Consider the following 25,422-nt stretch of genomic DNA (forward strand, 5'->3'; position numbering starts at 1 on the left):
CACAAAGCAGTAGCCCCGGCCATCGGCAATGGGGCTACTGCTTTCATTGACACTTATTCGGCTTTTACGCGCTCGATATTGGCACCCAGCGCGCGCAGTTTATCTTCGATACGCTCGTATCCGCGATCGATATGATAAATACGATCCACAACCGTCGTCCCTTCCGCAATACATCCCGCCAGTACCAGACTGGCCGAAGCACGCAGATCCGTCGCCATCACCTGCGCGCCGGAGAGCTTATCGACACCGTGACAAATGACGGTATTGCTTTCGATTTCCGCATGAGCGCCCATACGGCTCAACTCAGGCACGTGCATAAAGCGGTTTTCAAACACGGTTTCCGTGATGAATCCGGTCCCTTCCGCTACCAGGTTCAGCAGCGTGAACTGGGCCTGCATGTCCGTCGGGAATGCCGGGTGCGGCGCGGTGCGCACGTTGACGGCTTTTGGACGTTTACCGTGCATGTCGAGGCTGATCCAGTCTTCACCTACTTCGATATCCGCGCCGGCATCGCGCAGTTTCGCCAGTACCGCGTCCAGCGTATCCGGCTGCGCGTTACGGCAGATGATTTTGCCGCGAGAAATCGCCGCGGCGACCAGGAAAGTCCCGGTTTCGATACGGTCCGGCAATACGCGATAGACACCGCCGCCCAGACGTTCTACGCCTTCGATGGTGATACGATCGGTACCCTGGCCGGAGATTTTCGCGCCCAGCGCAATCAGGAAGTTGGCCGTGTCGACAATTTCTGGTTCACGTGCGGCGTTTTCAATGATGGTGGTGCCTTCCGCCAGCGTGGCGGCACACATGATGGTGACCGTTGCGCCAACGCTGACTTTATCCATGACGATATGCGCGCCTTTCAGGCGGCCATCCACGGAAGCTTTCACATAGCCTTCTTCCAGCGTGATCGTGGCGCCCAGTTGCTCCAGACCGGTGATATGCAGGTCAACCGGACGTGCGCCGATCGTGCAACCGCCAGGCAGAGAAACCTGGCCCTGACCAAAACGGGCCACCAGCGGTCCCAGCGCCCAAATTGATGCACGCATGGTTTTTACCAGGTCATACGGTGCGCAGAAAACATTCACGTCGCGGGCATCGATGTGCACGGAGCCATTGCGTTCCACTTTCGCGCCAAGCTGACTCAGCAGTTTCATCGAGGTATCAACGTCCTTCAGTTTCGGGACGTTCTGGATCTCTACCGGCTCTTCCGCCAGCAACGCCGCAAAAAGGATCGGCAGAGCGGCGTTTTTCGCGCCAGAAATTGTGACTTCGCCCTGGAGCCGGGTTGGCCCCTGTACACGAAATTTATCCATGATGTTGTTCTCAGTTAAAATTCATCGTCGTTACCGGTGTATCACCCGTAACTCAAAAACCGTTTAGTTTGCGATCGCGCGCCCACTCTGCGGGGGTATACGCTTTGATCGACAGGGCATGAATGCGGTTGTCCGCAATGTACTCCATCAGCGGCGCATAGACCGACTGCTGCTTCTTCACCCGGCTCATGCCGTCAAACATCTCACCCACGGCAATAACCTGAAAGTGACTGCCATCGCCAGAGACGTGGACTTCCTGGAGGGAGAGTGCGTTCATCAGCACACTCTGAATTTCATTATTTTCCATGGGCTCTTCATTCGTCAGATTGTGAAAACAGCCCAACATCTTAGAGCAAAGTTGCGCTGTCATAAATAAGCAAAAAGCCTCGCGGGTCAATCCGGCGAGGCTGTAGATAATAACGTACTGATATTACTGACGCGGAAGCACGTCAGCCGGCAAATTATAGAGTTCCGCCAGGGTAAAGACTTTGTCGTTCACCCCCGACAGCGACACGTTGTTGCCCTGCTCTTTCGCCAGACTGATGAGATGGACCAGCAGCGCCAGTCCCCCCGTATCCACTCGGGAGACCTGGCTGAGATCGATGCAGGTCACACCGGTCATCGCTTCAATGCGCGCATCCCACAAAGGATTAAGCACATCCTGGTCCAGTTCTCCCACCAGCGACAGCTTGTCACCGTCACGCGTCCAGTTGAGTGACTGCGTCATTACTTCTTCTCTTCCAGCGTGATTTTTTGCTGCGAGATAGATTTCAGCTGCGCCGTCAGACCATCGATTCCTTTAGTACGCAGCAGATCGCTCCACTCGTTCTGTTTGGTGGTGATCATGCTGACACCTTCGGCGATCATGTCATAGGCCTGCCAGTGACCCGTCTGGGTGTTTTTACGCCACTGGAAGTCCAGACGCACCGGAGGGCGACCGTTTGGATCGAGAATGGTTACACGGATCGGAACGATGCTCGCATCGCCCAACGGTTGTTCCGGAGCAATCTGATACGTCTGCCCGTGATACATCGCCAGCGCCTGGCCGTAGGCCTGTTTCAGGTATTCGCGAAACGCGGCGAAATAGGCTTCACGCTGAGCCGGAGTAGCCTCTTTGTAGTAACGCCCCAACACCAGCGCGCCAGCGTATTTCACCTGCACATACGGCAGCAGCTCCTGATCAACCACATCACGCAGATAGTCCGGATTAGAGCGGATTTTCGGCTGTTCGTTTTTCAGGCGGTCGAAGGTTTTCTGCGCCGCTTCATCCATCAACTTGTAAGGGTTGGTCTGATCGGCTGCAATGGCGGTGCTCAGCGGTGCAATCACCAGCAGAGCCACCATCATTAAACGCTTAAGCATAATTCGATTCTCCTGAGATTAATTCGTTGTGCCCGCAGGCCCAGTGGCTTCATTATGGCCTTCGGTCGGCGCCGACGCATCGCCAGAATTCTTATTGTCATCGCCTTTACTGTTGCTGTTGTAAAGGAACTGACCAATCATGTCTTCCAGCACCATCGCGGATTTGGTGTCCTGGATTGTGCCGCCATCTTTGAGGATAGACGTTCCCAGCTCAGGATCTTCAAAACCAACGTTCAACGCCAGATACTGTTCCCCCAGCAGACCGGACGTCCGGATGCTCAGCGAACTGGTATCAGGGATGTGGTTATAGCGTTCTTCGATGTCCAGCGTCACGCGCGGTAAATAGGTCTTCGGATCCAGGGAGATATCCGCCACGCGGCCCACGACCACACCACCGATACGCACTGGCGAACGCACTTTCAGGCCGCCGATATTATCGAATGTCGCGTAAATCGTGTAGGTCGGTTCTGTGCGCATAGAGGTCACGTTGGCCGCCTTCAGGCAGACAAACAGCGCGGCCAGCAATGCGGCTAACAAGAAGATCCCCACCCAAATTTCATTTTTTTTCGTTTGCATGAACTCAATTCCCAAACATCAATGCGGTCAGTACAAAGTCCAGACCCAGAACGGCCAGCGACGAGTGCACAACGGTGCGTGTGGTTGCCCGGCTGATTCCCGCCGAGGTTGGAATCGCATCATACCCATTGAATAATGCAATCCAGGTTACCGTAATGGCGAACACCACGCTTTTAATCAAACAGTTGACCAGATCCAGACGCCAGTCGACGGCATTCTGCATCGCGGACCAGAAGAAGCCAGCATCAATCCCCTTCCAGCTTACGCCGACCAGAGAACCGCCCCAGATCCCGACGGCCACAAACAAAATCGTCAGCAGCGGCAGCGAAATCACGCCCGCCCAGAAACGCGGAGAGATCACCCGGCGCAGTGGATCGACGGCCATCATTTCCATACTGGAAAGCTGCTCGGTCGCGCGCATCAGGCCAATTTCAGCGGTCAGCGCAGAGCCCGCACGCCCCGCAAACAGCAGCGCGGCGACGACCGGACCGAGTTCACGCAGCAGCGACAGCGCCACTAACATCCCCAGACTGGTTTCCGCACTATAGGTGGTGAGTACCAGATAGCCCTGCAGCCCCAGCACCATGCCGATAAACACGCCAGAAACAATAATGATCAGCATCGACAGGACGCCCACATTATAAAGCTGGCGCACCAGCAACGGCGCGTGCTTACGAAACTCCGGTTTGCCAACCAGCGCATTGAACAACATTAACCCGGCGCGCCCGAACGTTCTGAGAGTTTTAATCCCCTTATGTCCCAGCGTCGCCAGTGCATTTAACAGCATGAGTGGCTCAACTCCCTGTTCCGAGTAAATCAGAGTGATAATCGCCCGCAGGATAACGGAACGGGACCGGCCCGTCTGCAATGCCATCCAGGAACTGACGCACACGCGGGTCGTCATTCTCTTGCAACGCCTGCGCGCTGCCGTGGGCCACAATCTTTTTGTCCGCCATAATATAGGCGTGATCGGCAATGCTCAGGACTTCCGGCACATCGTGAGAAACCACGACGCAGGTCACGCCCAGCGCATTATTTAATTCAGAAATCAGTTTGACCAGCACGCCCATGGTGATCGGATCCTGTCCGACAAACGGTTCATCAAACATGATGAGATCCGGCTCCAGCGCAATGGCGCGTGCTAACGCCGCCCGGCGCGCCATCCCACCGGAGAGTTCAGAGGGCATCAGTTTTGCCGCGCCGCGCAGACCGACGGCTTCCAGTTTCATCATCACCGTGCTCTTCAGCAACGGCGGGGGAAGCGTGGTATGTTCGCGTAACGGATAGGCCACGTTATCAAACACGTTCATGTCGGTGAACAGCGCCCCGGACTGAAACAGCATACTCATCCGTTTGCGTACCGTGTAGAGGCGCGAGCGAGACATCTCAGGAATGTTCTCGCCATCAAACAAGATCTCTCCTTGGTCCGGCACAATTTGTCCGCCGATCAGACGCAACAGCGTCGTTTTACCGATGCCCGATGGCCCCATGATCGCGGTTATCTTGCCACGCGGTACGGTCAGAGAGATGTTATCGAAAATGCAGCGGTCGCCGCGCGTAAAGCTGACATCGCGCATATCGACTAAATTCGCCACAGACTGCCCCATTGATTCATCCTTCGTGTTGCTTGTTGATCTCAGCATGGCGTGGAATTCAGCCATGAACCCAACATATTTACAGAATATTACCCGTGCTGGTTAGCTAAAGCTGGCATTTGTTTTACTTTTTAGCTGCATAAAGTCAAAATTAAGACTTCGTTACGGTTTCCAGACGATCCCGGTGGACCGGCGAGTATACCTGAAGAAAGGACTTTAGATGCTTTTAGCAACGGCGCTGTTAATTATTGGTTTATTATTGGTCGTCTACGGCGCCGACCGCCTGGTTTTTGCCGCGTCAATCTTATGTCGAACCTTCGGGATCCCGCCGCTGATTATCGGTATGACGGTAGTCAGTATAGGCACATCTCTGCCTGAAATTATTGTTTCTGTCGCCGCCTCTCTGCACGGGCAGTTAGATTTAGCCGTCGGCACCGCGCTCGGCTCTAACATTACCAACATTTTGTTGATCCTCGGGCTTGCCGCGCTGCTCCACCCTTTTACCGTGCATTCCGATGTTCTGCGTCGCGAATTGCCGCTAATGTTGCTGGTTAGCGTTGTGGCCGGATCCGTACTGTATGACGGACAACTCAGCCGCAGCGATGGTATCTTTCTTTTACTGTTAGCCGTGTTATGGCTGCTGTTCATTGTTAAAATCGCCCGTCTCGCTGAGCGTCAGGGCAATGACAGCCTCACCCGGGAGCAGGTTGCCGAGTTGCCGCGTGAAGGCGGATTACCGGTGGCGTTTTTATGGCTGGGCATTGCGCTGATTATCATGCCGATGGCGACCCGAATGGTGGTGGATAACGCCACTGTGATTGCCAATTACTTCGCGATGAGCGAACTGACGATTGGCCTGACGGTGATCGCCATTGGCACCAGCCTGCCTGAACTGGCAACCGCCATCGCGGGCGTGCGCAAAGGTGAGAACGATATCGCGGTGGGCAATATCATCGGCGCGAACATTTTTAACCTCACCATTGTTCTCGGCCTTCCCGCGCTGATTACGCCGGGTGACGTCAATCCGCTGGCGTTCAGCCGTGATTACAGCGTGATGCTGCTGGTGAGCATCATCTTTGCATTAGTTTGCTGGCGGCGTCCCCGCCAGTCCAGTCGCGGCGCGGGCGTGCTGCTGACCGGCGGTTTTATCGTATGGCTGGCGACGTTGTATTGGCTATCGCCACTTCTCGTTGGATAACTGGAAACAGACATATGTCGCACTTAGCGTTACAACCGGGTTTTGACTTTCAGCAAGCCGGCAAAGAGGTTCTGGCGATTGAACGTGAAGGCCTGGCGGAGCTCGATCAGTACATCAACCAGGATTTCACTCTCGCCTGTGAAAAAATGTTCAACTGCACCGGCAAAGTGGTGGTGATGGGCATGGGGAAATCGGGGCATATTGGCCGCAAAATGGCCGCGACCTTTGCCAGCACCGGTACCTCCTCATTCTTCGTTCATCCGGGCGAAGCCGCCCACGGCGATCTGGGGATGGTGACCTCGCAGGATGTAGTGATTGCCATCTCCAACTCCGGGGAATCCAGCGAGATCGCGGCCCTGATTCCGGTTCTTAAGCGACTGCAGGTTCAGCTTATCTGCATGACCGGTCGACCAGAAAGCAGCATGGCGCGTGCTGCGGATGTCCATCTGTGTGTTAAAGTACCGCAGGAAGCCTGTCCGCTTGGACTGGCCCCGACAAGCAGCACCACCGCCACATTAGTGATGGGCGATGCGCTGGCGGTGGCGTTGTTAAAGGCGCGCGGCTTTACCGCTGAGGATTTTGCGCTGTCACATCCGGGCGGTGCGCTGGGGCGTAAACTGCTGCTGCGCGTGAACGATATTATGCATACGGGTGATGAAATCCCGCATGTCACCAAAGAAGCCAGCCTGCGCGATGCGCTGCTGGAGATAACCCGCAAGAACCTTGGGATGACCGTGATTTGCGATGATGCGATGAAGATCGACGGTATCTTCACCGACGGTGATTTACGTCGCGTCTTTGATATGGGCGTTGATGTGCGCCAGCTCGGTATCGCCGACGTGATGACGCCAGGGGGCATTCGCGTGCGTCCAGGAATTCTGGCGGTCGATGCCCTGAACTTAATGCAGTCTCGTCATATCACCTCCGTAATGGTTGCCGATGGCGACCAGTTACTCGGTGTGTTACATATGCATGATCTCCTGCGTGCAGGCGTTGTGTAGAAATTCAAGGATAAAGAGAAATGAGCAAAGCAGGTGCGTCGCTTGCGACCTGTTATGGACCCGTCAGCGCGGATGTCATCGCCAAAGCAGAGAATATCCGTCTGCTGATTCTTGATGTTGATGGCGTGCTGTCGGATGGCCTGATTTATATGGGCAACAACGGTGAAGAACTGAAGGCTTTCAACGTCCGTGATGGTTACGGGATCCGTTGTGCGCTAACGTCTGATATCGACGTCGCCATCATTACCGGACGAAAGGCTAAACTAGTAGAAGATCGGTGTGCCACACTGGGGATCACGCATCTGTATCAGGGGCAATCAGACAAACTGGTCGCCTTTCACGATCTGCTGGCAAAACTGGCGATTGCACCGGAAAATGTGGCCTACGTCGGTGATGATCTGATTGACTGGCCGGTGATGGAAAAAATTGGCCTGAGTATTGCCGTTGCGGATGCGCATCCGTTACTGCTCCCGCGCGCGGATTACGTTACGAAAATCGCGGGCGGACGCGGCGCGGTACGAGAAGTCTGTGATTTATTATTACTGGCGCAGGGTAAGCTTGATGAGGCCAAAGGGCAATCGATATGAGTAAAGCCAGACGTTGGGTTATCATTCTACTGTCGTTGGCCGTGCTGGTGCTGATTGGGATTAACCTGGCCGATAAAGACGACACGGCGCAAGTGGTGGTGAATACGAGCGATCCGACCTACAAGAGCGAGCATACGGATACCGTTGTCTACAGTCCGGAAGGCGCGCTGAGCTATCGTTTGATCGCCCAACATGTTGAATATTATTCCGATCAGGCCGTTTCGTGGTTCACACAACCCGTATTAACGACGTTTGATAAGGACAAGATCCCGACGTGGTCAATCAAGGCTGATAAAGCCAAGCTGACTGAGGATCGGATGCTGTATCTTTATGGTCACGTTGAAGTCAACGCGCTGGTGCCTGACGCTCAACTTCGCAGAATTACCACCGATAACGCGCAGATCAATCTGGTGACGCAGGATGTTACCTCTGAAGACCTCGTCACGTTATACGGAACAACATTTAACTCCAGCGGACTGAAAATGCGCGGCAACTTACGCAGCAAGAACGCCGAGCTGATTGAAAAGGTTAGAACCTCCTATGAAATTCAAAACAAACAAACTCAGCCTTAATCTTGTGCTTGCCAGCTCACTTCTGGCCGCCAGCATTCCGGCGTTCGCCGTCACCGGCGATACCGAACAGCCGATCCACATTGAATCGGACCAGCAGTCTCTGGATATGCAGGGCAACGTCGTGACCTTCACCGGCAATGTCATTGTGACCCAGGGCACGATCAAAATTAACGCCGATAAAGTGGTCGTTACCCGCCCTGGCGGTGAAGAGGGTAAAGAGGTCATTGACGGCTTCGGCAACCCGGCCACGTTCTATCAAATGCAGGACAACGGTAAGCCGGTAAAAGGCCATGCGTCGAAAATGCATTATGAATTGGCGAAAGACTTTGTCGTGCTCACCGGCAATGCGTACCTGGAACAGCTCGACAGCAACATCACCGGGGACAAAATTACCTATCTGGTGAAAGAGCAGAAAATGCAGGCCTTCAGTGAGAAAGGCAAGCGTGTGACCACCGTTCTGGTTCCGTCGCAGTTGCAGGACAAAAACCAGGCCCCGGCTCAGAAGAAGAGTAACTAATTCGTTATGGCAACATTAACTGCAAAGAATCTGGCGAAGGCCTACAAAGGCCGCCGCGTCGTGGAAGATGTCAGCCTGACCGTCAACTCGGGCGAGATTGTCGGTCTGCTTGGGCCGAACGGTGCGGGTAAAACCACCACCTTCTACATGGTCGTCGGCATTGTGCCGCGCGATGCCGGTAACATCATTATTGATGATGAAGACATCAGCCTGCTGCCGTTGCACGCCCGCGCGCGCCGCGGAATTGGCTATCTGCCGCAGGAAGCGTCGATTTTTCGCCGCCTGAGCGTGTACGATAACCTGATGGCCGTGCTGCAAATTCGTGACGATCTCTCCAGCGAACAACGTGAAGACCGCGCTAACGAGCTGATGGAAGAGTTCCACATTGAGCATCTGCGCGACAACATGGGTCAGTCACTCTCCGGCGGGGAACGTCGCCGTGTGGAAATCGCCCGCGCCCTGGCCGCTAACCCGAAATTTATCCTGCTGGATGAACCGTTTGCCGGCGTTGACCCCATCTCCGTTATCGATATCAAACGCATTATTGAGCATCTGCGTGACAGCGGTCTCGGCGTGTTGATTACCGACCATAACGTCCGCGAAACGCTGGCCGTGTGTGAACGAGCCTATATCGTGAGCCAGGGACACCTGATCGCGCACGGTACGCCGACAGAAATCCTGCAGGACGAGCACGTGAAGCGCGTATACCTTGGGGAAGACTTCAGACTCTGATAGGGTAGAAGTTTGCGACGTCATAGCGGGAGAAAACGACTCTGAACATGAAGCAAGGTTTGCAACTCAGGCTGAGCCAACAACTGGCGATGACGCCGCAGCTACAACAGGCGATTCGTCTGTTGCAGTTGTCCACGCTGGAACTGCAACAGGAACTCCAGCAAGCGCTGGAAAGCAATCCGTTGCTGGAGCAAACCGATCTTCACGACGAAGTTGATACCCGCGAAACTCAGGACAGCGAAACGCTGGATACCGCCGACGCTCTCGAACAAAAAGAGATGCCGGAAGAGTTGCCGCTCGACGCCAGCTGGGATGAAATCTACACCGCCGGTACGCCGTCGGGCACCAGCGGCGACTACATCGACGATGAGCTCCCCGTTTACCAGGGTGAAACCACGCAGACCCTACAGGATTACCTGATGTGGCAGGTGGAACTCACCCCGTTCTCCGATACCGACCGCGCAATCGCCACGTCGATTGTGGATGCCGTTGACGACACGGGTTATCTCACCGTTTCGCTGGACGACATCCTCGAAAGCATGGGCAATGAAGAGGTCGGTCTTGATGAAGTCGAAGCCGTTCTCAAACGTATTCAGCGGTTTGATCCCATAGGCGTGGCGGCAAAAGATCTGCGCGATTGCCTGCTGATCCAGCTCTCACAGTTCGACAAAGCGACCCCCTTCCTTGAAGAAGCCCGATTGATCATCAGCGATCATCTCGATCTGCTGGCGAACCACGACTTCCGCACTCTGATGCGCGTCACACGTCTCAAAGAAGAAGTGCTCAAAGAGGCGGTCAATCTGATTCAGTCACTCGATCCCCGCCCGGGTCAGTCGATCCAGACCGGCGAACCAGAATACGTGATCCCGGACGTGCTGGTACGTAAGCATAACGGTCACTGGACGGTTGAGCTCAACGGTGACAGCATTCCCCGCCTGCAGATCAATCAGCACTACGCCGCAATGTGCAACGGTGGGCGTAATGACGCCGACAGTCAGTACATCCGCAGTAATTTGCAGGATGCGAAGTGGTTGATTAAGAGTCTGGAAAGCCGCAACGATACCCTGCTGCGCGTCAGCCGTTGCATCGTTGAGCAGCAACAAGCCTTCTTTGAGCAAGGCGAAGAATTTATGAAACCGATGGTGCTGGCAGACATCGCCCAGGCCGTCGAGATGCACGAATCGACCATTTCTCGTGTGACGACGCAGAAGTATCTGCACAGTCCACGCGGCATTTTTGAACTGAAGTATTTTTTCTCCAGCCATGTGAATACCGAGGGGGGTGGCGAAGCGTCCTCCACGGCGATCCGCGCACTGGTGAAGAAGTTGATTGCGGCGGAAAACCCCGCGAAGCCCCTGAGCGACAGCAAGCTAACGTCGATGCTGTCGGAACAAGGCATCATGGTGGCGCGCCGCACCGTTGCGAAGTACCGAGAGTCTTTATCCATTCCGCCGTCAAACCAGCGCAAACAACTGGTTTGACCCAACCGATAAGGAAGACACTATGCAGCTCAACATCACTGGAAACAACGTCGAGATCACAGAAGCCCTGCGTGATTTTGTGAATACCAAGTTCGCCAAACTCGAACAGTATTTTGACAGGATCAATCAGGTCTATATTGTGTTGAAAGTGGAGAAAGTCACCCACATCTCGGATGCAACACTGCATGTAAACGGTGGCGAAATTCACGCCAGCGCGGAAGGTCAGGACATGTACGCCGCCATTGATGGCTTAATTGACAAGCTGGCAAGACAGCTCACCAAACACAAAGATAAATTGAAACAACACTAATTGTCCGGGCAGTTAGCGGGTGCAGGACGGCCTGTTGTGCAGAACAACAGGCCATTTGTACAGTTAGCGCTCCGAATCCGCTCCGCTGTTGTGGGACGGATTCTTAGGTGAAATTATGATAAATAACGATACGACTCTACAACTGAGCAGTGTACTTAACCAGGAATGTACGCGCAGTGCCGTTCACTGCCAGAGCAAAAAACGCGCGCTGGAAATCATCAGTGAACTGGCTGCAAAACAGCTCAGTCTACCGCCGCAGGTCGTTTTTGAAGCGATCCTGACGCGCGAAAAAATGGGCAGTACCGGCATCGGCAATGGGATCGCCATCCCGCACGGTAAGCTGGAAGAAGATACCCTGCGCGCCGTCGGCGTGTTTGTGCAACTGGAAACACCCATCGCCTTCGACGCGATTGATAATCAACCTGTTGATCTGCTTTTTGCCCTGCTGGTGCCTGCGGATCAAACCAAAACGCACCTGCATACGCTATCGCTGGTGGCTAAGCGTCTGGCGGATAAAACCATCTGCCGTCGACTGCGCGCCGCGCAGAGCGATGAAGAGTTGTATCAAATCATCACTGACACCGAAGGCGGTCAGGATGAAGCGTAACTCCCCTTTTGTCGTGGTGAGGAGAAACAGTACATGGTACTGATGATCGTCAGCGGTCGTTCAGGGTCAGGTAAATCTGTCGCCCTGCGCGCGCTGGAAGATATGGGCTTTTACTGCGTGGATAACCTTCCCGTAGTATTGTTACCCGATCTGGCTCGCACGCTTGCCGAACGCCAGATTTCGGCTGCCGTCAGCATTGACGTACGCAATATGCCAGAGTCGCCGGAAATTTTTGAGCAGGCGATGAACAACCTGCCCGAGGCGTTCTCGCCGCAGCTGCTGTTCCTCGATGCCGATCGCAACACGTTGATTCGTCGCTACAGCGATACGCGTCGTCTGCACCCCCTCTCCAGCAAGAACCTGTCGCTGGAAAGCGCCATTGATCAGGAAAGTGACCTGCTGGAACCGCTGCGTTCTCGTGCCGACCTGATTGTCGACACCTCAGAAATGTCGGTGCATGAACTGGCAGAAATGCTGCGGACACGCCTGTTGGGTAAACGCGAACGTGAACTGACGATGGTGTTTGAGTCCTTCGGCTTTAAGCACGGAATCCCCATCGATGCCGATTATGTTTTCGACGTCCGCTTTTTGCCAAACCCCCACTGGGACCCGAAACTGCGGCCGATGACCGGTCTCGACAAACCCGTCGCCGCCTTCCTCGACAGACACACAGAAGTACACAATTTTATCTACCAGACTCGCAGCTATCTTGAGCTATGGTTACCCATGCTGGAGACCAACAACCGTAGCTATCTGACCGTTGCTATCGGTTGTACCGGCGGGAAACACCGTTCGGTGTATATTGCAGAACAGCTGGCAGACTACTTCCGCTCACGCGGTAAAAACGTACAGTCACGCCATCGTACGCTGGAAAAACGCAAAACATGACCGTGAAGCAAACTGTTGAAATCACGAACAAGCTGGGCATGCATGCCCGGCCAGCAATGAAGCTCTTTGAATTAATGCAGGGATTTGACGCGGAAGTCCTGCTACGAAATGATGAAGGCACCGAAGCGGAAGCCAACAGCGTCATCGCATTGCTGATGCTGGACTCCGCCAAAGGCCGACAGATTGAAGTTGAAGCCTCCGGCCCGCAAGAGGTTGAAGCGCTGGCGGCCGTCATCGCGCTTTTCAATTCGGGATTCGACGAAGACTGAGTTTTCTCGCGCCACGGATACCCTCACAGAAAACGCCATCTGGCGTTTTTTTCGTTTTTGCTCCCCTTAACTGTACAATTCGTGCGCTTTTTCACTTAAGAATTACCTTAAGAAAACCTTAAGACAAGTCGTTTAGGTTTCATTTAACCTGAGTGTTCATACTGAATTATTGTCAGTAAATATTTCCAGGATATCACTCATGATTCGTTTATCAGCAGAGACTCCCCTGGGCACCGGACGACATCGTAAGTGTTATGCGCATCCGGATGATGCCCAACGTTGTATTAAGATCGTTTACAACAGTGGCCAGGGCGGCGACAAAGAGACACAGCGTGAACTGAAGTACTATGCCCACCTCTCTCGCTACCTGAAAGACTGGAGCGGTATCCCGCGCTATTACGGCACGGTCGAGACCGACTGCGGAACGGGTTACGTTTACGATGTGATTGCCGATTACGACGGCAAGCCGTCCATCACTCTCACCGAATTTGCCAAACAATGTCGTTACGAAGACGACTTTGTCGTGCTACGTCATCTGCTGAAGACGCTAAAACGCTACCTGCGTGACAACCATATCGTCACCATGACGCTGAAACCACAAAACGTTCTTTGTCACCGTATCAGCGAATCGGAAGTAGTGCCGGTAGTGTGCGATAACATTGGTGAAGGGACGCTGATCCCGCTGGCGACCTGGTCAAAATGGTTCTGCCATCGTAAGCAGGAAAGACTGTGGCAGCGTTTTATCGCCCAACCGGTACTGGCCGTCGCGCTGGAAAAAGACGCCCATCCAAAAGAACGCAGCGGGCTGTCACTCTCTTCGCGCGAGGCGTAATGCAGATTTAATGCAGGTGGTGGCGGGTCATAAACGACTCCCCACCCAATTGTCGCATTTGACGCAGTATCCACGCCTGACGGCTACGCACATAGCCTGAAGGTGCTGCGGCCTTAAAACGCAGAGGATTGGGTAATACCGCGGCAAGCAACGCCGCTTCTGACTGGGTCAATCGGCTGGCCGGTTTGCCAAAATAGCGCTGTGCGGCGGCTTCGACGCCAAATACGCCATCACCAAATTCCGCGATATTCAGGTAGACCGTCAGGATCCGCTTCTTGCTCCAGACAGTCTCTACACCGACGGTAAGTCCGGCTTCAAGCCCTTTCCGCAACCAGCTACGCCCATCCCAGAGAAAGAGATTTTTAACCGTTTGCTGTGACAATGTTGACGCGCCGCGAATGCGGTTTTCATTACGTTCGTTATGTGACAACGCTTTCTCGATAGCGGCGACGTCAAAACCCCAGTGATCCGGGAAGGTCTGATCTTCTGCGGCAATCACCGCGAGTCCCATCCACGGTGAGATTTCGTCCATGCTCACCCAGTCAGAGTGGGCGACATAACCAAAATCGCCCTGAAGCCAGGCGCCAATCTGCCGCTCGACCATCACCGCCGAAAAAGGAACTGGCATCACGCTGAACAACGCGATGCCCCCACCCCAGAATACAGCGAGCACCAGCACGACACGTAAAATTATCCGGCGCAGAAAGGCGGCGACTCCTTTTTTCATTCCGCCAGAACCAGCACGCGTGATACTAGTTTTTCAATCCCCATTGCCGCCTGAGCGATGTCCTGCGCCAACATATAGGCCGGCGTGGTGACGATTTTATTGTCTTCATCAACGACGATATCATCGACCGGGCACGGCACATGCTCCGCCCCCATCTCTTCCAGCACTTCCGCTGTATCAATATCGGTCCCGATTGTCAGACGCAGCGGAAAGTCGAAGATTTTCGGCAGCATGGCCGGCGCGATGCACATAAAACCCAGCGGCTTGCCCGACTGATGCATCGCCAGAGCGAGCCCGGCTAAATCCGGGTCAACCCGGCATTCACTGCCCTGACTGGCAAAGTTGCTCAAATTCTTGGCCGCGCCAAAACCACCGGGAACAATCAGCGCATCCAAATCTGCTGAGACTGCCTGAGAAAGCGGACGAATATTGCCGCGCGTAATACGGGCCGCTTCGATCAGCACATTGCGGGTTTCCGCCATCGTTTCGCCCGTCAGATGATTAATCACATCGGCCTGCGCTTTGTCGGGCGCAAAGCAGACGGCCTGCGCGCCGCTGCGGGCAATGGCCAGCAACGTCAGTACGGTTTCATGAATTTCAGCACCGTCATACACACCGCATCCACTGAGAACTACGCCAATTTTTTTCATTCAAATGTCCTTTTCACCACTGTCTGCAGCACATTAATAATTGTGATTAAAATGCTACGCTTCACACATTTAACTGATTCATGTAACAAAGCATTTAAGATTTGCTATCTTAACTGCGTGCGGCCCGAATTTGAGCGCTGCGCCTTTTAAATCACAATTATAACTTACGGCGCAGCCACGATTTCCCTGGTGTTGGCGCAGTATTCGCGCACCCCGGTCAAACCGGGGTCATTTTTTTCCAGCGTTTGCCACCCAGGCCTTTAATACCGCAACGTCGTGTTGCCACTCCTGCTTCATCTCTTCAATCCATTCACCCACGTTATCTTCCCATGCCGGAAGATCGGGTGACTGGATCTGCTGCCCCAACTGTTGCAGATGACGGAGGCCAACAGAACCCGCAGCTCCTTTAATTTTGTGTCCTTCTTCAACCACGCCTTTTTTGTCTCGCGCGGTCAGATTGGATTCCAGAACGCTTAAATAACCTGGCATCATCTTCTCGAACACCGCCAGGCCATCGGTAATCAGTTTCGGCCCCACCAGCTCTATGTACTGTTCCAGCATCGGAATATCTAATAGCGCTTGCGATTTACTGCTCTCTTCAGATTTCACCGTGCACTCCTCCTCATCTTGGGTATCCCAGTACTTCTTAATCATGGCGGTTAACGCCGGTACCGACAGCGGCTTGCTCAGCACGTCATCCATACCGGCATCCAGATACTCTTTTTTATCTTTCAGGACGTTTGCCGTCAGCGCCACCAGCGGCGGCAGATCTTCACGCGCATAGCGCTGGGTCAGCTCGCGTGAAATATCGAGGCCGGTCATGTCCGGCAACTGAATATCCAGCAATACGAGGTCGTATTCGCCCGGCGTGAACATCTCCAGCGCCGCTTTTCCGGTCATGGCGACATCCACGCTATTGCCGAGTTTTTCCAGCACCGAGCGCGCCACTATGACGTTCAGTTCGATATCTTCCACCAGCAGGACATTCAACGCCGGCAGCGGTAAATCGTCATCCTCAAATGCATCTTCAACTTCTTCTGCCACCGCTGGCGCATGGACGGTCAGGGTGAAGATCGAGCCTTTACCTGGCTGACTTGCCACGGTGATATCTCCACCCATGTTTTTCGCCAGACGACGCGAGACTGCCAGACCGATGCCTGTACCGGTCGCTGGTTTTCCGCCGTGACTGTCTTTCACCTGATAATACATGGCGAAGATTTTGTCCTGCTCATCCTGCGGAATGCCGATGCCGGAATCTTCTACTTCAAAGTGCAGAATGCTGCCTGCATCGTAACGCACGCGCACGGTCACCTGGCCCTGCTGGGTAAACTTCACCGCGTTGCTGATCAGGTTCCACAGGATCTGCCGCAGACGCGTGCCGTCGGTCACCACTTTATGCGGCAGCGGCAAGGTTGGGTCGAGCACAAAACGCAGTCCTTTCTGCTGCGCCTGCAGGCCGGAGAGATTCTCCAGATCGGCCATGAAACTGGTGAAATCCACCGGCTGGTTATCCAGTTGAACCTTACGCCGCTCCATCTTATCCATATCAATGATATCGTTGAAAATATTCCCCAACGTCACGGCGGAGACATGGATGGTTTTCAGGTATTTTTCCTGCTCGGTCGTCAGGTCAGTGTCCAGCAGAATGCGGCTCAGACCGACAATTCCGTTCAGCGGTGTGCGCAGTTCGTGGCTGATGGTGGAAATAAAGGTAGTTTTATCGCGGCTGGCGCGCTCAAGCGCATCCTGATAGCGCTTGCGCTCGGTAATATCTCGACCAAAACCCATCAGACCATGACGTTTACCGACGCGATCGTAATAAGGCACTTTGCGGATTTCAAAACAGGCTTTGCGCCCATCCGGATAATCGAGCCATTGCTCATAGGTCAGCGACACATTATGGCGAAAGACTTTTTCATCGGTCTCAATGACCTTTTCGGCCGCTTCCGGCGAGTACACATCGGCAGGCTTTAAATGCACCAGCTGTTTTTCGCTTTTGCCGGTGAGCAACTCCATCGCCCGGTTACAGCCGGAAAACTCTTTATCTTCGTTGCGATAAAAAACCAGATCCGGCGAGGCATCCAGAAAGGAGCGTAAGAAGGAGGATTGCTGTTCAAGCTGGATCTGCGCCTCTTCGCGCTCTTTGATCTCAACTTTGAGCTGCTCAAACGTGGACTGGCGTTCCGCCTCTGCCTTTTCGCGGTCGGCAATCTCCTGATTCAACTGCGAAATATTATCTTTCAACTGGACATTAAGCTTAAGGTCGCGCTCGCGCATCTCTTCCAGCTTTTGCACCAGTCGGGATAACCGCTGACGGGATTCCTCCAGTTGCTCCACCACCACCGACAAAAAATAGACCGCCCAGGGGGTGATTAACAGACCAAAGAAAATGGAGCGGATGACATCGATCTGTTCGACCCGACCATGCAGCACCATGGTGACCGCCATCTGCACCACAATTGCCAGCACAACGAGCGCTAACGCCAACAACAGCGAAAAGCGCACCAGACCCAATTTCATCATCAGGTCCACATAGTACTGCGCCAGCATACGAATTTGCTTCATCAGGGATTTCCTTTACGACAACCTGGCACAATAATACTCAATTCTGGGCAAGACGTTGAAGAATGTGCAAGAAATGCGAATGCCCGTCATAGTTCAGGCGTCAGGCGGAACCCATGCCCGTCCGAGCGCAGAACCCTGTACACCATGCGCATTCAGATAACGATCCAGTTCCACCATCCCGGTCCAGCGGTTTTCGCACCACAACGGCGCCAGCAGCGTGGGACGGCGCGCGCTGGCGGAAATACGATGATAAATCACCTCCGGCGGGGTATGACGGATCATCTCGCCTGCGGTTCGCGTGTAGTCATCCAGTTCAATCCCGTTCAGACGCCCTGCTTCCCACGCCCTGGCCATAATGCTGCCCTTCACGATGTGCAGCGGATGCAGTTTGATGCCATCCACACCCGTCTCTACCACCCGCTCAAGCGTTTGCAGGCATTCCGTTTGCCCTTCTCCCGGCAGGCCGACAATAAGGTGCGAACAAACTTTCAGGCCGCGCTCACGGGCAAGGCGGGTCGTGCGCTGGTAACAGGCAAAATCGTGACCACGATTAATACGGTGTAGCGTTTTGTCATGCGCGGTTTGCAGCCCCAGCTCCAGCCACATTTCATAGCCCTGGTCTTTATACTCACAGAGCAGATCGAGAACCGCCTCCGGTACGCAGTCGGGACGCGTTCCCACACACAGGCCGACAATACTGGCCTGACTGACCGCCTGCTGATACATCGAGCGCAACACCTGCACTTCAGCAAAGGTACTGGTATAGGCCTGGAAATAGGCCAGATAGCGTTTCGCGCGATTAACCAGATGCGCCTGGCGCGCGAGTTGTTCGGCGATCGAATGATGCTGCTGCGCTTCATCCGCAAAAGAGGCCACATTACAGAAAGTGCAGCCGCCGCGTCCGATGGTGCCATCGCGATTTGGGCAGCTAAATCCGCCGTGGAGCGTCAGTTTATGAACCTTTTGCCCATAACGCCGAGAAAGATCCCCACCAAACATATTGACTAATTTCTGTAACTGCATAATCTGATAGACCGCGCCTTGAAAAGAGGCCAAAGCCTGCCATTTTTAGCCCTTATCGGCGATGACCTGGATCAATCGCCCTGGCAGGCTTTTATCAATTGCATATCCAGTCAAAATAAACGATATTTCATTCACAACCCAGCCAATTACTTTTCCTTATCTCCGGTCATTTTTTTTATCTTCTGACGTCGATTGCGCAAAAACAGTATCATGGAATGTCATATCGCAACAAACCAGCACAAAACACTACATCTGACGACGAATAAAGCGGAGACATGAGCTAACAAGCGGTTATGACAGTGAGACAGATCACACTCCCCGTCTCGTTTCCAGTACGTTAATTCAATGTCAAAATGATATTATTCTTAATATTTTCATAAAGATATATGCTCTGTAGCACATTATTAGAGAAATAAGATTGCCATTTGACCTGTGTGTGGATTCCCGATAACGTGGAAATCCGCTGGAAGCTTTCTGGATGAGCGGTGTGCTCATCATATTTATGCAGTAATTGAGATTCCCTCTGACAGCAAGTCCTCAAACTTGTTTGACCTAAGCGAAATGGATAAAGAGGGCGAATGCGAGGTACGCGTATGACACGCAAACCCCGTCGCCATGCTCTTGGTGTGCCCGTGCGCAAACGGTATCGGAAGGGGGTCTCGCAGAGCCTGGGGAGGTTCACTGATATGTTGTACGATAAATCCCTTGAGAAGGATAACTGTGGTTTCGGCCTGATCGCCCACATAGAAGGCGAACCTAGCCACAAGGTAGTGCGTACCGCCATACATGCACTGGCCCGAATGCAGCACCGTGGCGCAATCCTCGCAGATGGTAAAACCGGCGATGGTTGTGGTCTGCTGCTGCAAAAACCTGACCGCTTTTTCCGCATCGTTGCCGAAGAGCGCGGCTGGCGTTTAGCCAAAAACTACGCGGTCGGCATGATCTTCCTGAACAAAGATCCTGAACTGGCCGCCGAATCTCGCCGTATTGTCGAAGAAGAGCTTCAGCAGGAAACCCTGTCGATTGTTGGCTGGCGCGATGTGCCGACCAACGAAGGTGTACTGGGTGAAATCGCCCTCTCCTCCCTGCCGCGTATTGAACAAATTTTTGTGAATGCCCCTGCGGGCTGGCGTCCGCGCGATATGGAACGTCGCCTGTTCATCGCCCGTCGCCGTATTGAAAAACGACTGCAGGAAGACAAAGACTTCTACGTCTGTAGCCTGTCAAACCTGGTCAACATCTATAAGGGTCTGTGTATGCCGGCGGATCTGCCGCGCTTCTACCTGGACCTCGCGGACCTGCGTCTGGAATCGGCCATCTGCCTGTTCCACCAACGCTTTTCCACCAACACCGTGCCGCGCTGGCCACTGGCGCAGCCGTTCCGCTATCTGGCGCACAACGGTGAGATCAACACCATTACCGGTAACCGCCAATGGGCCCGCGCCCGTACCTATAAATTCCAGACCCCGTTGATCCCGGATCTGCACGACGCCGCGCCGTTCGTTAACGAAACCGGCTCCGACTCCAGTTCAATGGATAACATGCTGGAACTGCTGCTGGCGGGCGGGATGGACATCATCCGCGCCATGCGTCTGCTGGTACCGCCAGCCTGGCAGAACAACCCGGATATGGACCCGGATCTGCGCGCCTTCTTTGACTTCAACTCCATGCATATGGAACCGTGGGACGGCCCGGCTGGCATCGTCATGTCCGACGGGCGTTTCGCCGCCTGCAACCTCGACCGTAACGGTCTGCGTCCGGCGCGCTATGTCATCACCAAAGATAAGCTGATCACCTGCGCATCTGAAGTCGGGATCTGGGACTACCAGCCTGACGAAGTGGTCGAAAAGGGCCGTGTCGGCCCCGGCGAACTGATGGTTATCGACACCCGCGGCGGCTGCATTCTGCACTCCGCCGAAACGGACGACGACCTGAAAAGCCGCCATCCGTATAAAGAGTGGATGGAGAAAAACGTCCGCCGCCTGGTGCCGTTTGAAGATCTGACTGACGATCAGGTGGGCCAGCGTGAACTGGACGACGATACGCTCGCCAGCTACCAGAAACAGTTTAACTACAGCGCCGAAGAACTGGATTCCGTTCTCCGCGTGCTCGGCGAAAACGGTCAGGAAGCGGTCGGTTCAATGGGGGACGATACCCCATTTGCCGTGCTTTCCAGCCAGCCGCGCATCATTTACGACTACTTCCGCCAGCAGTTTGCCCAGGTGACGAACCCACCGATCGATCCGCTGCGTGAAGCGCATGTCATGTCGCTGGCGACCAGCATCGGTCGCGAGATGAACGTCTTCTGCGAAGCGGAAGGCCAGGCGCACCGGCTGAGCTTTAAATCACCGATTCTGCTGTACTCTGATTTCCAGCAGCTCACGACGATGAAAGAAGAGCACTATCGCGCCGACCGGCTCGATATCACCTTCGATGCGACGCAAACCACACTGGAAGAGACGGTCAAAGCACTGTGCGATACCGCCGAGCAGATGGTACGCAGCGGCACCGTTCTGCTGGTGCTGACGGACCGCAATATCGGCAAGAATCGTCTACCGGTACCGGCCCCGATGGCTGTCGGCGCAGTACAGACGCGCCTGGTAGAACAGAACCTGCGCTGCGACGCCAACATCATTGTCGAAACCGCAAGCGCGCGTGACCCGCACCACTTCGCCGTGCTGCTGGGCTTTGGCGCGACGGCCATCTACCCCTATCTCGCGTACGAAACGCTGGGCCGTCTGATCGACACGCAGGCGATCGCCAAAAACTACCGTACCGTGATGCTGAACTACCGTAACGGCATCAATAAAGGGCTGTACAAAATCATGTCCAAAATGGGCATCTCGACCATCGCCTCCTACCGCTGCTCCAAACTGTTTGAAGCGGTGGGCCTGCATGATGATGTCGTTGCGCTGTGCTTCCAGGGCGTGGTCAGTCGTATCGGCGGCGCGGGCTTTGCAGACTTCCAGCAGGATCTGCTGAACCTGTCCAAACGCGCCTGGCTGGCACGTAAACCCATTTCGCAGGGCGGCCTGCTGAAGTATGTGCATGGCGGCGAATACCACGCCTACAACCCGGACGTGGTACGTACCCTGCAACAGGCGGTACAGAGTGGGGAATACAGCGACTATCAGGAATACGCAAAACTGGTCAACGAGCGTCCCGCGACGACACTGCGCGATCTGCTGGCGATTAATCCTGGCGACGACGCGGTCAGCATCGAGGACGTCGAACCGGCGAGCGAACTGTTCAAACGTTTTGATACTGCAGCAATGTCGATCGGCGCACTGAGCCCGGAAGCACATGAAGCGCTGGCCGAAGCGATGAACAGCATCGGCGGTAATTCCAACTCCGGCGAAGGTGGCGAAGACCCGGCGCGCTACGGCACCAATAAAGTGTCACGCATTAAGCAGGTGGCCTCCGGTCGTTTCGGCGTCACCCCGGCATACCTGGTTAACGCCGACGTGATTCAGATTAAAGTCGCTCAGGGCGCAAAACCGGGAGAAGGCGGTCAGCTACCGGGTGATAAAGTGACCCCGTACATCGCCAAACTGCGCTACTCGGTACCGGGTGTGACGCTGATCTCCCCGCCGCCGCATCACGATATCTACTCTATCGAGGATTTAGCGCAGCTGATTTTCGACCTGAAGCAGGTGAACCCGAAAGCGATGATCTCCGTGAAGCTGGTGTCCGAACCGGGCGTCGGTACTATCGCCACCGGCGTGGCGAAAGCCTACGCTGACCTGATCACCATCGCCGGTTATGACGGCGGCACCGGTGCGAGCCCGCTCTCTTCGGTAAAATATGCGGGCTGTCCGTGGGAACTGGGCCTGGTGGAAACCCAGCAGGCGCTGGTCGCCAACGGCCTGCGTCATAAGATCCGTTTGCAGGTCGATGGCGGTCTGAAAACCGGCGTGGATATCATCAAAGCGGCGATCCTCGGTGCAGAAAGCTTCGGCTTCGGTACTGGCCCGATGGTGGCGCTGGGCTGTAAATATCTGCGTATTTGCCATCTCAATAACTGTGCAACCGGTGTGGCAACCCAGGACGACAAACTACGTAAGAACCACTATCACGGTCTGCCGTTCAAAGTGACCAACTACTTTGAGTTTATCGCCCGTGAAGTGCGCGAGCTGATGGCAAGCCTGGGCGTAACCCGCCTGGTGGATCTGATTGGCCGTACCGACCTGCTGAAAGAGCTGGACGGATTTACCGCCAAACAGCAGAAACTGGCGCTGTCCCGACTGCTGGAAACCGCGGAGCCGCATCCCGGCAAAGCGTTGTACTGCACCGAAAACAACCCGCCGTTCGATAACGGTGTGCTGAATGCGCAGTTGCTGCAACAGGCGAAACCGTATGTCGATGAGCGCCAGAGCAAAACCTTCTGGTTCGATATTCGTAACACCGATCGTTCTGTTGGCGCATCGCTCTCGGGATATATTGCCCAGACCCACGGCGATCAGGGACTGGCCTCTGACCCAATCAAAGCGCACTTCAGCGGTACCGCAGGCCAGAGCTTCGGCGTCTGGAACGCGGGCGGCGTGGAACTGTACCTGACCGGCGATGCTAACGACTATGTCGGCAAAGGCATGGCAGGCGGTCTGCTGGCGGTGCGTCCTCCGGTTGGTTCCGCTTTCCGCAGCCATGAAGCGAGCATCATCGGCAACACCTGCCTGTATGGCGCGACCGGTGGTCGTCTGTATGCCGCAGGGCGTGCGGGTGAACGTTTCGGGGTGCGTAACTCTGGCGCGATCACCGTGGTGGAAGGGATTGGCGACAACGGGTGTGAATACATGACTGGTGGGATCGTCTGTATCCTCGGCAAAACCGGGGTGAACTTCGGCGCGGGTATGACGGGCGGGTTCGCCTACGTGCTGGACGAAGATGGTGAGTTCCGTAAACGCGTAAACCCGGAACTGGTCGAAGTGCTGGGCGTTGACGAACTGGCTATCCACGAAGAGCATCTGCGTGGCCTGATCACCGAACACGTGCAGCATACCGGTTCACAGCGCGGAGAAGAGATTCTGGCTAACTGGTCAGCCTTCGCTAACAAATTCGCGCTGGTTAAACCGAAGTCCAGTGATGTGAAAGCACTGTTGGGTCACCGTAGTCGTAGCGCAGCAGAGCTGCGCGTGCAGGCGCAGTAAGGGGTAGCAGCAATGAGTCAGAACGTATACCAATTTATCGACCTGCAGCGCGTTGATCCGCCGAAGAAGCCGCTGAAGATCCGCAAAATCGAGTTTATTGAAATCTACGAACCGTTTTCAGAAGGTCAGGCAAAAGCGCAGGCGGACCGTTGTCTTTCCTGCGGCAACCCGTACTGTGAGTGGAAATGCCCGGTTCATAACTACATTCCGAACTGGCTGAAGCTCGCCAACGAAGGACGCATTTTTGAAGCAGCGGAACTGTCTCACCAGACCAACACGCTGCCGGAAGTGTGCGGGCGCGTATGCCCGCAGGATCGCCTTTGCGAAGGTTCCTGCACGCTAAACGATGAGTTTGGCGCCGTCACCATCGGCAACATCGAGCGTTATATCAATGATAAAGCGTTCGAAATGGGCTGGCGTCCGGATATGACCGGCGTTCGCCAGACCGACAAGCGAGTGGCAATCATCGGTGCCGGTCCGGCTGGCCTGGCCTGTGCCGACGTGTTGACCCGCAACGGCGTGAAGGCCGTGGTGTTTGACCGTCACCCGGAGATTGGCGGCCTGCTGACCTTTGGCATTCCTGCCTTCAAGCTGGAAAAAGAGGTGATGACTCGCCGCCGTGAAATTTTCACCGGTATGGGGATTGAGTTCAAACTGAATGTGGAAGTGGGGCGTGACGTACAGCTCGACGATCTGCTGAAAGAGTACGATGCGGTATTCCTCGGCGTCGGCACCTATCAGTCCATGCGCGGCGGGCTGGAAAACGAAGACGCCGATGGCGTATTTGACGCCCTGCCGTTCCTGATCGCCAACACCAAGCAGATCATGGGCTTTGGTGAAACCACCGACGAGCCGTACGTCAATATGGAAGGTAAACGCGTGGTGGTGCTGGGCGGCGGTGATACTGCCATGGACTGTGTGCGGACCTCTGTTCGTCAGGGCGCAACGCACGTCACCTGTGCCTATCGCCGTGATGAAGAGAACATGCCGGGCTCCCGCCGCGAAGTGAAAAACGCGCGCGAGGAAGGCGTTGAGTTCCAGTTCAACGTGCAACCGCTGGGTGTGGAAGTGAACGCCAATGGCAAGGTCAGCGGCGTGAAAATGGCACGTACCGAAATGGGTGCGCCGGATGCGAAAGGCCGCCGCCGTGCGGAGATCGTTCCAGGTTCCGAGCACATCGTACCGGCAGATGCCGTGGTCATGGCGTTTGGTTTCCGTCCCCACAGCATGGAGTGGCTGGCAAAACACAGCGTAGAACTGGACTCACAGGGGCGTATCATCGCTCCGGAAGGCAGCGACAACGCCTTCCAGACCAGTAACCCGAAAATCTTCGCCGGTGGTGACATTGTGCGTGGTTCGGATCTGGTGGTGACCGCCATTGCCGAAGGTCGCAAAGCGGCTGACGGGATCATGAACTGGCTGGAAGTATAGTAAACCTTTCTGACTCCCCTGCCCCGAGTACTCGCTCAG

Annotated in this window: 25 protein-coding genes; 14 read left to right on the plus strand and 11 right to left on the minus strand. The window is 54.8% G+C overall.

What is annotated here, in order from left to right; all coding sequences use genetic code 11:
• Positions 1-53 precede the first annotated feature (53 nt).
• The 7 genes from murA to mlaF form a co-directional block, all read right to left on the minus strand.
• On the minus strand, positions 54-1,313 hold the full coding sequence (murA, locus tag WM46_RS16870; RefSeq protein ID WP_061076179.1) for a UDP-N-acetylglucosamine 1-carboxyvinyltransferase: 1,260 nt from the start codon (positions 1,311-1,313) through the stop codon (positions 54-56).
• Between the two features lie 52 nt (positions 1,314-1,365).
• Positions 1,366-1,620: a BolA family iron metabolism protein IbaG gene (gene ibaG, locus WM46_RS16875; protein ID WP_042325065.1), complete on the minus strand. Its 255-nt coding sequence runs from the start codon at positions 1,618-1,620 to the stop codon at positions 1,366-1,368.
• Between the two features lie 123 nt (positions 1,621-1,743).
• A complete protein-coding gene (gene mlaB / locus WM46_RS16880; RefSeq protein ID WP_102602874.1) occupies positions 1,744-2,040 on the minus strand; it encodes a lipid asymmetry maintenance protein MlaB in 297 nt (98 codons plus the stop codon).
• Positions 2,040-2,675 (minus strand): phospholipid-binding protein MlaC, encoded by a 636-nt coding sequence (mlaC, locus tag WM46_RS16885; RefSeq protein WP_061076177.1) that lies wholly within the window; start codon positions 2,673-2,675, stop codon positions 2,040-2,042. The genes mlaB and mlaC overlap by 1 nt, the downstream gene beginning before the upstream one ends.
• Before the next feature lie 18 nt (positions 2,676-2,693).
• Positions 2,694-3,251, minus strand: coding sequence for an outer membrane lipid asymmetry maintenance protein MlaD (gene mlaD, locus WM46_RS16890; RefSeq protein ID WP_042325059.1), 558 nt, complete (start codon positions 3,249-3,251; stop codon positions 2,694-2,696).
• Between the two features lie 4 nt (positions 3,252-3,255).
• Complete coding sequence (gene mlaE / locus WM46_RS16895; RefSeq protein WP_042325057.1) at positions 3,256-4,038, minus strand: lipid asymmetry maintenance ABC transporter permease subunit MlaE; 783 nt, start codon at positions 4,036-4,038, stop codon at positions 3,256-3,258.
• Positions 4,039-4,045: 7 nt separating this feature from the next.
• Positions 4,046-4,858 (minus strand): phospholipid ABC transporter ATP-binding protein MlaF, encoded by an 813-nt coding sequence (mlaF, locus tag WM46_RS16900; protein ID WP_061076176.1) that lies wholly within the window; start codon positions 4,856-4,858, stop codon positions 4,046-4,048.
• Positions 4,859-5,066: 208 nt separating this feature from the next.
• Between mlaF and WM46_RS16905 the strand changes: the two genes are divergently transcribed.
• The 12 genes from WM46_RS16905 (at position 5,067) to yrbL (ending at position 13,840) form a co-directional block, all read left to right on the plus strand.
• On the plus strand, positions 5,067-6,044 hold the full coding sequence (locus tag WM46_RS16905; protein WP_102602875.1) for a calcium/sodium antiporter: 978 nt from the start codon (positions 5,067-5,069) through the stop codon (positions 6,042-6,044).
• Between the two features lie 14 nt (positions 6,045-6,058).
• Positions 6,059-7,045 (plus strand): arabinose-5-phosphate isomerase KdsD, encoded by a 987-nt coding sequence (gene kdsD / locus WM46_RS16910; protein ID WP_061076174.1) that lies wholly within the window; start codon positions 6,059-6,061, stop codon positions 7,043-7,045.
• Between the two features lie 20 nt (positions 7,046-7,065).
• Positions 7,066-7,632 carry a 3-deoxy-manno-octulosonate-8-phosphatase KdsC gene (kdsC, locus tag WM46_RS16915; protein ID WP_042998303.1) on the plus strand — a complete coding sequence of 189 codons (567 nt, stop codon included), beginning with the start codon at positions 7,066-7,068 and terminating at the stop codon, positions 7,630-7,632.
• Positions 7,629-8,204, plus strand: coding sequence for an LPS export ABC transporter periplasmic protein LptC (gene lptC / locus WM46_RS16920; protein WP_042325047.1), 576 nt, complete (start codon positions 7,629-7,631; stop codon positions 8,202-8,204). Before kdsC ends, lptC begins: the two co-directional genes overlap by 4 nt.
• On the plus strand, positions 8,173-8,721 hold the full coding sequence (lptA, locus tag WM46_RS16925) for a lipopolysaccharide ABC transporter substrate-binding protein LptA (protein WP_061076172.1): 549 nt from the start codon (positions 8,173-8,175) through the stop codon (positions 8,719-8,721). Before lptC ends, lptA begins: the two co-directional genes overlap by 32 nt.
• A gap of 6 nt (positions 8,722-8,727) precedes the next feature.
• Complete coding sequence (gene lptB / locus WM46_RS16930) at positions 8,728-9,453, plus strand: LPS export ABC transporter ATP-binding protein (RefSeq protein WP_042998305.1); 726 nt, start codon at positions 8,728-8,730, stop codon at positions 9,451-9,453.
• Between the two features lie 47 nt (positions 9,454-9,500).
• Entirely contained in the window at positions 9,501-10,934 is a 1,434-nt protein-coding gene (gene rpoN / locus WM46_RS16935; RefSeq protein WP_102602876.1) for an RNA polymerase factor sigma-54, read from the plus strand.
• A gap of 22 nt (positions 10,935-10,956) precedes the next feature.
• A complete protein-coding gene (gene hpf / locus WM46_RS16940) occupies positions 10,957-11,244 on the plus strand; it encodes a ribosome hibernation promoting factor (protein WP_003025078.1) in 288 nt (95 codons plus the stop codon).
• 115 nt (positions 11,245-11,359) lie between these two features.
• Complete coding sequence (gene ptsN / locus WM46_RS16945; RefSeq protein WP_042325036.1) at positions 11,360-11,851, plus strand: PTS IIA-like nitrogen regulatory protein PtsN; 492 nt, start codon at positions 11,360-11,362, stop codon at positions 11,849-11,851.
• Between the two features lie 33 nt (positions 11,852-11,884).
• The gene (gene rapZ / locus WM46_RS16950) at positions 11,885-12,739 is read left to right on the plus strand and encodes an RNase adapter RapZ (protein WP_012908509.1); all 855 of its coding nucleotides are present in this window, start codon (positions 11,885-11,887) and stop codon (positions 12,737-12,739) included.
• A complete protein-coding gene (npr, locus tag WM46_RS16955; RefSeq protein ID WP_042998307.1) occupies positions 12,736-13,008 on the plus strand; it encodes a PTS phosphocarrier protein NPr in 273 nt (90 codons plus the stop codon). Before rapZ ends, npr begins: the two co-directional genes overlap by 4 nt.
• 199 nt (positions 13,009-13,207) lie before the next feature.
• Entirely contained in the window at positions 13,208-13,840 is a 633-nt protein-coding gene (yrbL, locus tag WM46_RS16960; RefSeq protein WP_061076170.1) for a PhoP regulatory network protein YrbL, read from the plus strand.
• 7 nt (positions 13,841-13,847) lie between these two features.
• Here the strand turns inward: yrbL and mtgA are convergent, their stop codons facing one another.
• From mtgA to WM46_RS16980, 4 genes are all read right to left on the minus strand, one after another.
• Positions 13,848-14,567, minus strand: a complete 720-nt coding sequence (gene mtgA / locus WM46_RS16965; RefSeq protein WP_102602877.1) for a monofunctional biosynthetic peptidoglycan transglycosylase — start codon at positions 14,565-14,567, stop codon at positions 13,848-13,850.
• The gene (gene elbB / locus WM46_RS16970) at positions 14,564-15,217 is read right to left on the minus strand and encodes an isoprenoid biosynthesis glyoxalase ElbB (protein ID WP_102602878.1); all 654 of its coding nucleotides are present in this window, start codon (positions 15,215-15,217) and stop codon (positions 14,564-14,566) included. Before elbB ends, mtgA begins: the two co-directional genes overlap by 4 nt.
• 228 nt (positions 15,218-15,445) lie before the next feature.
• A complete protein-coding gene (gene arcB / locus WM46_RS16975; protein ID WP_102602879.1) occupies positions 15,446-17,782 on the minus strand; it encodes an aerobic respiration two-component sensor histidine kinase ArcB in 2,337 nt (778 codons plus the stop codon).
• A gap of 93 nt (positions 17,783-17,875) precedes the next feature.
• Entirely contained in the window at positions 17,876-18,805 is a 930-nt protein-coding gene (locus WM46_RS16980; RefSeq protein ID WP_102603847.1) for a TIGR01212 family radical SAM protein, read from the minus strand.
• Between the two features lie 686 nt (positions 18,806-19,491).
• On the opposite strand from WM46_RS16980, the gene gltB reads away from it, so the two are divergent.
• Together gltB and gltD are read left to right on the plus strand one after the other, a co-directional pair.
• Positions 19,492-23,952 (plus strand): glutamate synthase large subunit, encoded by a 4,461-nt coding sequence (gene gltB / locus WM46_RS16985; RefSeq protein ID WP_187394396.1) that lies wholly within the window; start codon positions 19,492-19,494, stop codon positions 23,950-23,952.
• A 12-nt stretch (positions 23,953-23,964) separates the two neighbouring features.
• Positions 23,965-25,383: a glutamate synthase subunit GltD gene (gltD, locus tag WM46_RS16990; RefSeq protein WP_061076165.1), complete on the plus strand. Its 1,419-nt coding sequence runs from the start codon at positions 23,965-23,967 to the stop codon at positions 25,381-25,383.
• The last annotated feature ends 39 nt before the right edge of the window (positions 25,384-25,422 follow it).

It is taken from the genome of Citrobacter freundii complex sp. CFNIH2 (genome assembly GCF_002880615.1).
Taxonomy (GTDB): Bacteria; Pseudomonadota; Gammaproteobacteria; order Enterobacterales; family Enterobacteriaceae; genus Citrobacter_A; species Citrobacter_A amalonaticus_F.

Excerpts from the sequence above, each read along its gene's own strand:
- murA (WP_061076179.1), bottom strand. The coding sequence starts at position 1,313 with ATGGATAAATTTCGTGTACAGGGGCCAACCCGGCTCCAGGGCGAAGTC.
- ibaG (WP_042325065.1), bottom strand. The coding sequence starts at position 1,620 with ATGGAAAATAATGAAATTCAGAGTGTGCTGATGAACGCACTCTCCCTC.
- mlaB (WP_102602874.1), bottom strand. The coding sequence starts at position 2,040 with ATGACGCAGTCACTCAACTGGACGCGTGACGGTGACAAGCTGTCGCTG.
- mlaC (WP_061076177.1), bottom strand. The coding sequence starts at position 2,675 with ATGCTTAAGCGTTTAATGATGGTGGCTCTGCTGGTGATTGCACCGCTG.
- mlaD (WP_042325059.1), bottom strand. The coding sequence starts at position 3,251 with ATGCAAACGAAAAAAAATGAAATTTGGGTGGGGATCTTCTTGTTAGCC.
- mlaE (WP_042325057.1), bottom strand. The coding sequence starts at position 4,038 with ATGCTGTTAAATGCACTGGCGACGCTGGGACATAAGGGGATTAAAACT.
- mlaF (WP_061076176.1), bottom strand. The coding sequence starts at position 4,858 with ATGGGGCAGTCTGTGGCGAATTTAGTCGATATGCGCGATGTCAGCTTT.
- WM46_RS16905 (WP_102602875.1), top strand. The coding sequence starts at position 5,067 with ATGCTTTTAGCAACGGCGCTGTTAATTATTGGTTTATTATTGGTCGTC.
- kdsD (WP_061076174.1), top strand. The coding sequence starts at position 6,059 with ATGTCGCACTTAGCGTTACAACCGGGTTTTGACTTTCAGCAAGCCGGC.
- kdsC (WP_042998303.1), top strand. The coding sequence starts at position 7,066 with ATGAGCAAAGCAGGTGCGTCGCTTGCGACCTGTTATGGACCCGTCAGC.
- lptC (WP_042325047.1), top strand. The coding sequence starts at position 7,629 with ATGAGTAAAGCCAGACGTTGGGTTATCATTCTACTGTCGTTGGCCGTG.
- lptA (WP_061076172.1), top strand. The coding sequence starts at position 8,173 with ATGAAATTCAAAACAAACAAACTCAGCCTTAATCTTGTGCTTGCCAGC.
- lptB (WP_042998305.1), top strand. The coding sequence starts at position 8,728 with ATGGCAACATTAACTGCAAAGAATCTGGCGAAGGCCTACAAAGGCCGC.
- rpoN (WP_102602876.1), top strand. The coding sequence starts at position 9,501 with ATGAAGCAAGGTTTGCAACTCAGGCTGAGCCAACAACTGGCGATGACG.
- hpf (WP_003025078.1), top strand. The coding sequence starts at position 10,957 with ATGCAGCTCAACATCACTGGAAACAACGTCGAGATCACAGAAGCCCTG.
- ptsN (WP_042325036.1), top strand. The coding sequence starts at position 11,360 with ATGATAAATAACGATACGACTCTACAACTGAGCAGTGTACTTAACCAG.
- rapZ (WP_012908509.1), top strand. The coding sequence starts at position 11,885 with ATGGTACTGATGATCGTCAGCGGTCGTTCAGGGTCAGGTAAATCTGTC.
- npr (WP_042998307.1), top strand. The coding sequence starts at position 12,736 with ATGACCGTGAAGCAAACTGTTGAAATCACGAACAAGCTGGGCATGCAT.
- yrbL (WP_061076170.1), top strand. The coding sequence starts at position 13,208 with ATGATTCGTTTATCAGCAGAGACTCCCCTGGGCACCGGACGACATCGT.
- mtgA (WP_102602877.1), bottom strand. The coding sequence starts at position 14,567 with ATGAAAAAAGGAGTCGCCGCCTTTCTGCGCCGGATAATTTTACGTGTC.
- elbB (WP_102602878.1), bottom strand. The coding sequence starts at position 15,217 with ATGAAAAAAATTGGCGTAGTTCTCAGTGGATGCGGTGTGTATGACGGT.
- arcB (WP_102602879.1), bottom strand. The coding sequence starts at position 17,782 with ATGAAGCAAATTCGTATGCTGGCGCAGTACTATGTGGACCTGATGATG.
- WM46_RS16980 (WP_102603847.1), bottom strand. The coding sequence starts at position 18,805 with ATGCAGTTACAGAAATTAGTCAATATGTTTGGTGGGGATCTTTCTCGG.
- gltB (WP_187394396.1), top strand. The coding sequence starts at position 19,492 with ATGTTGTACGATAAATCCCTTGAGAAGGATAACTGTGGTTTCGGCCTG.
- gltD (WP_061076165.1), top strand. The coding sequence starts at position 23,965 with ATGAGTCAGAACGTATACCAATTTATCGACCTGCAGCGCGTTGATCCG.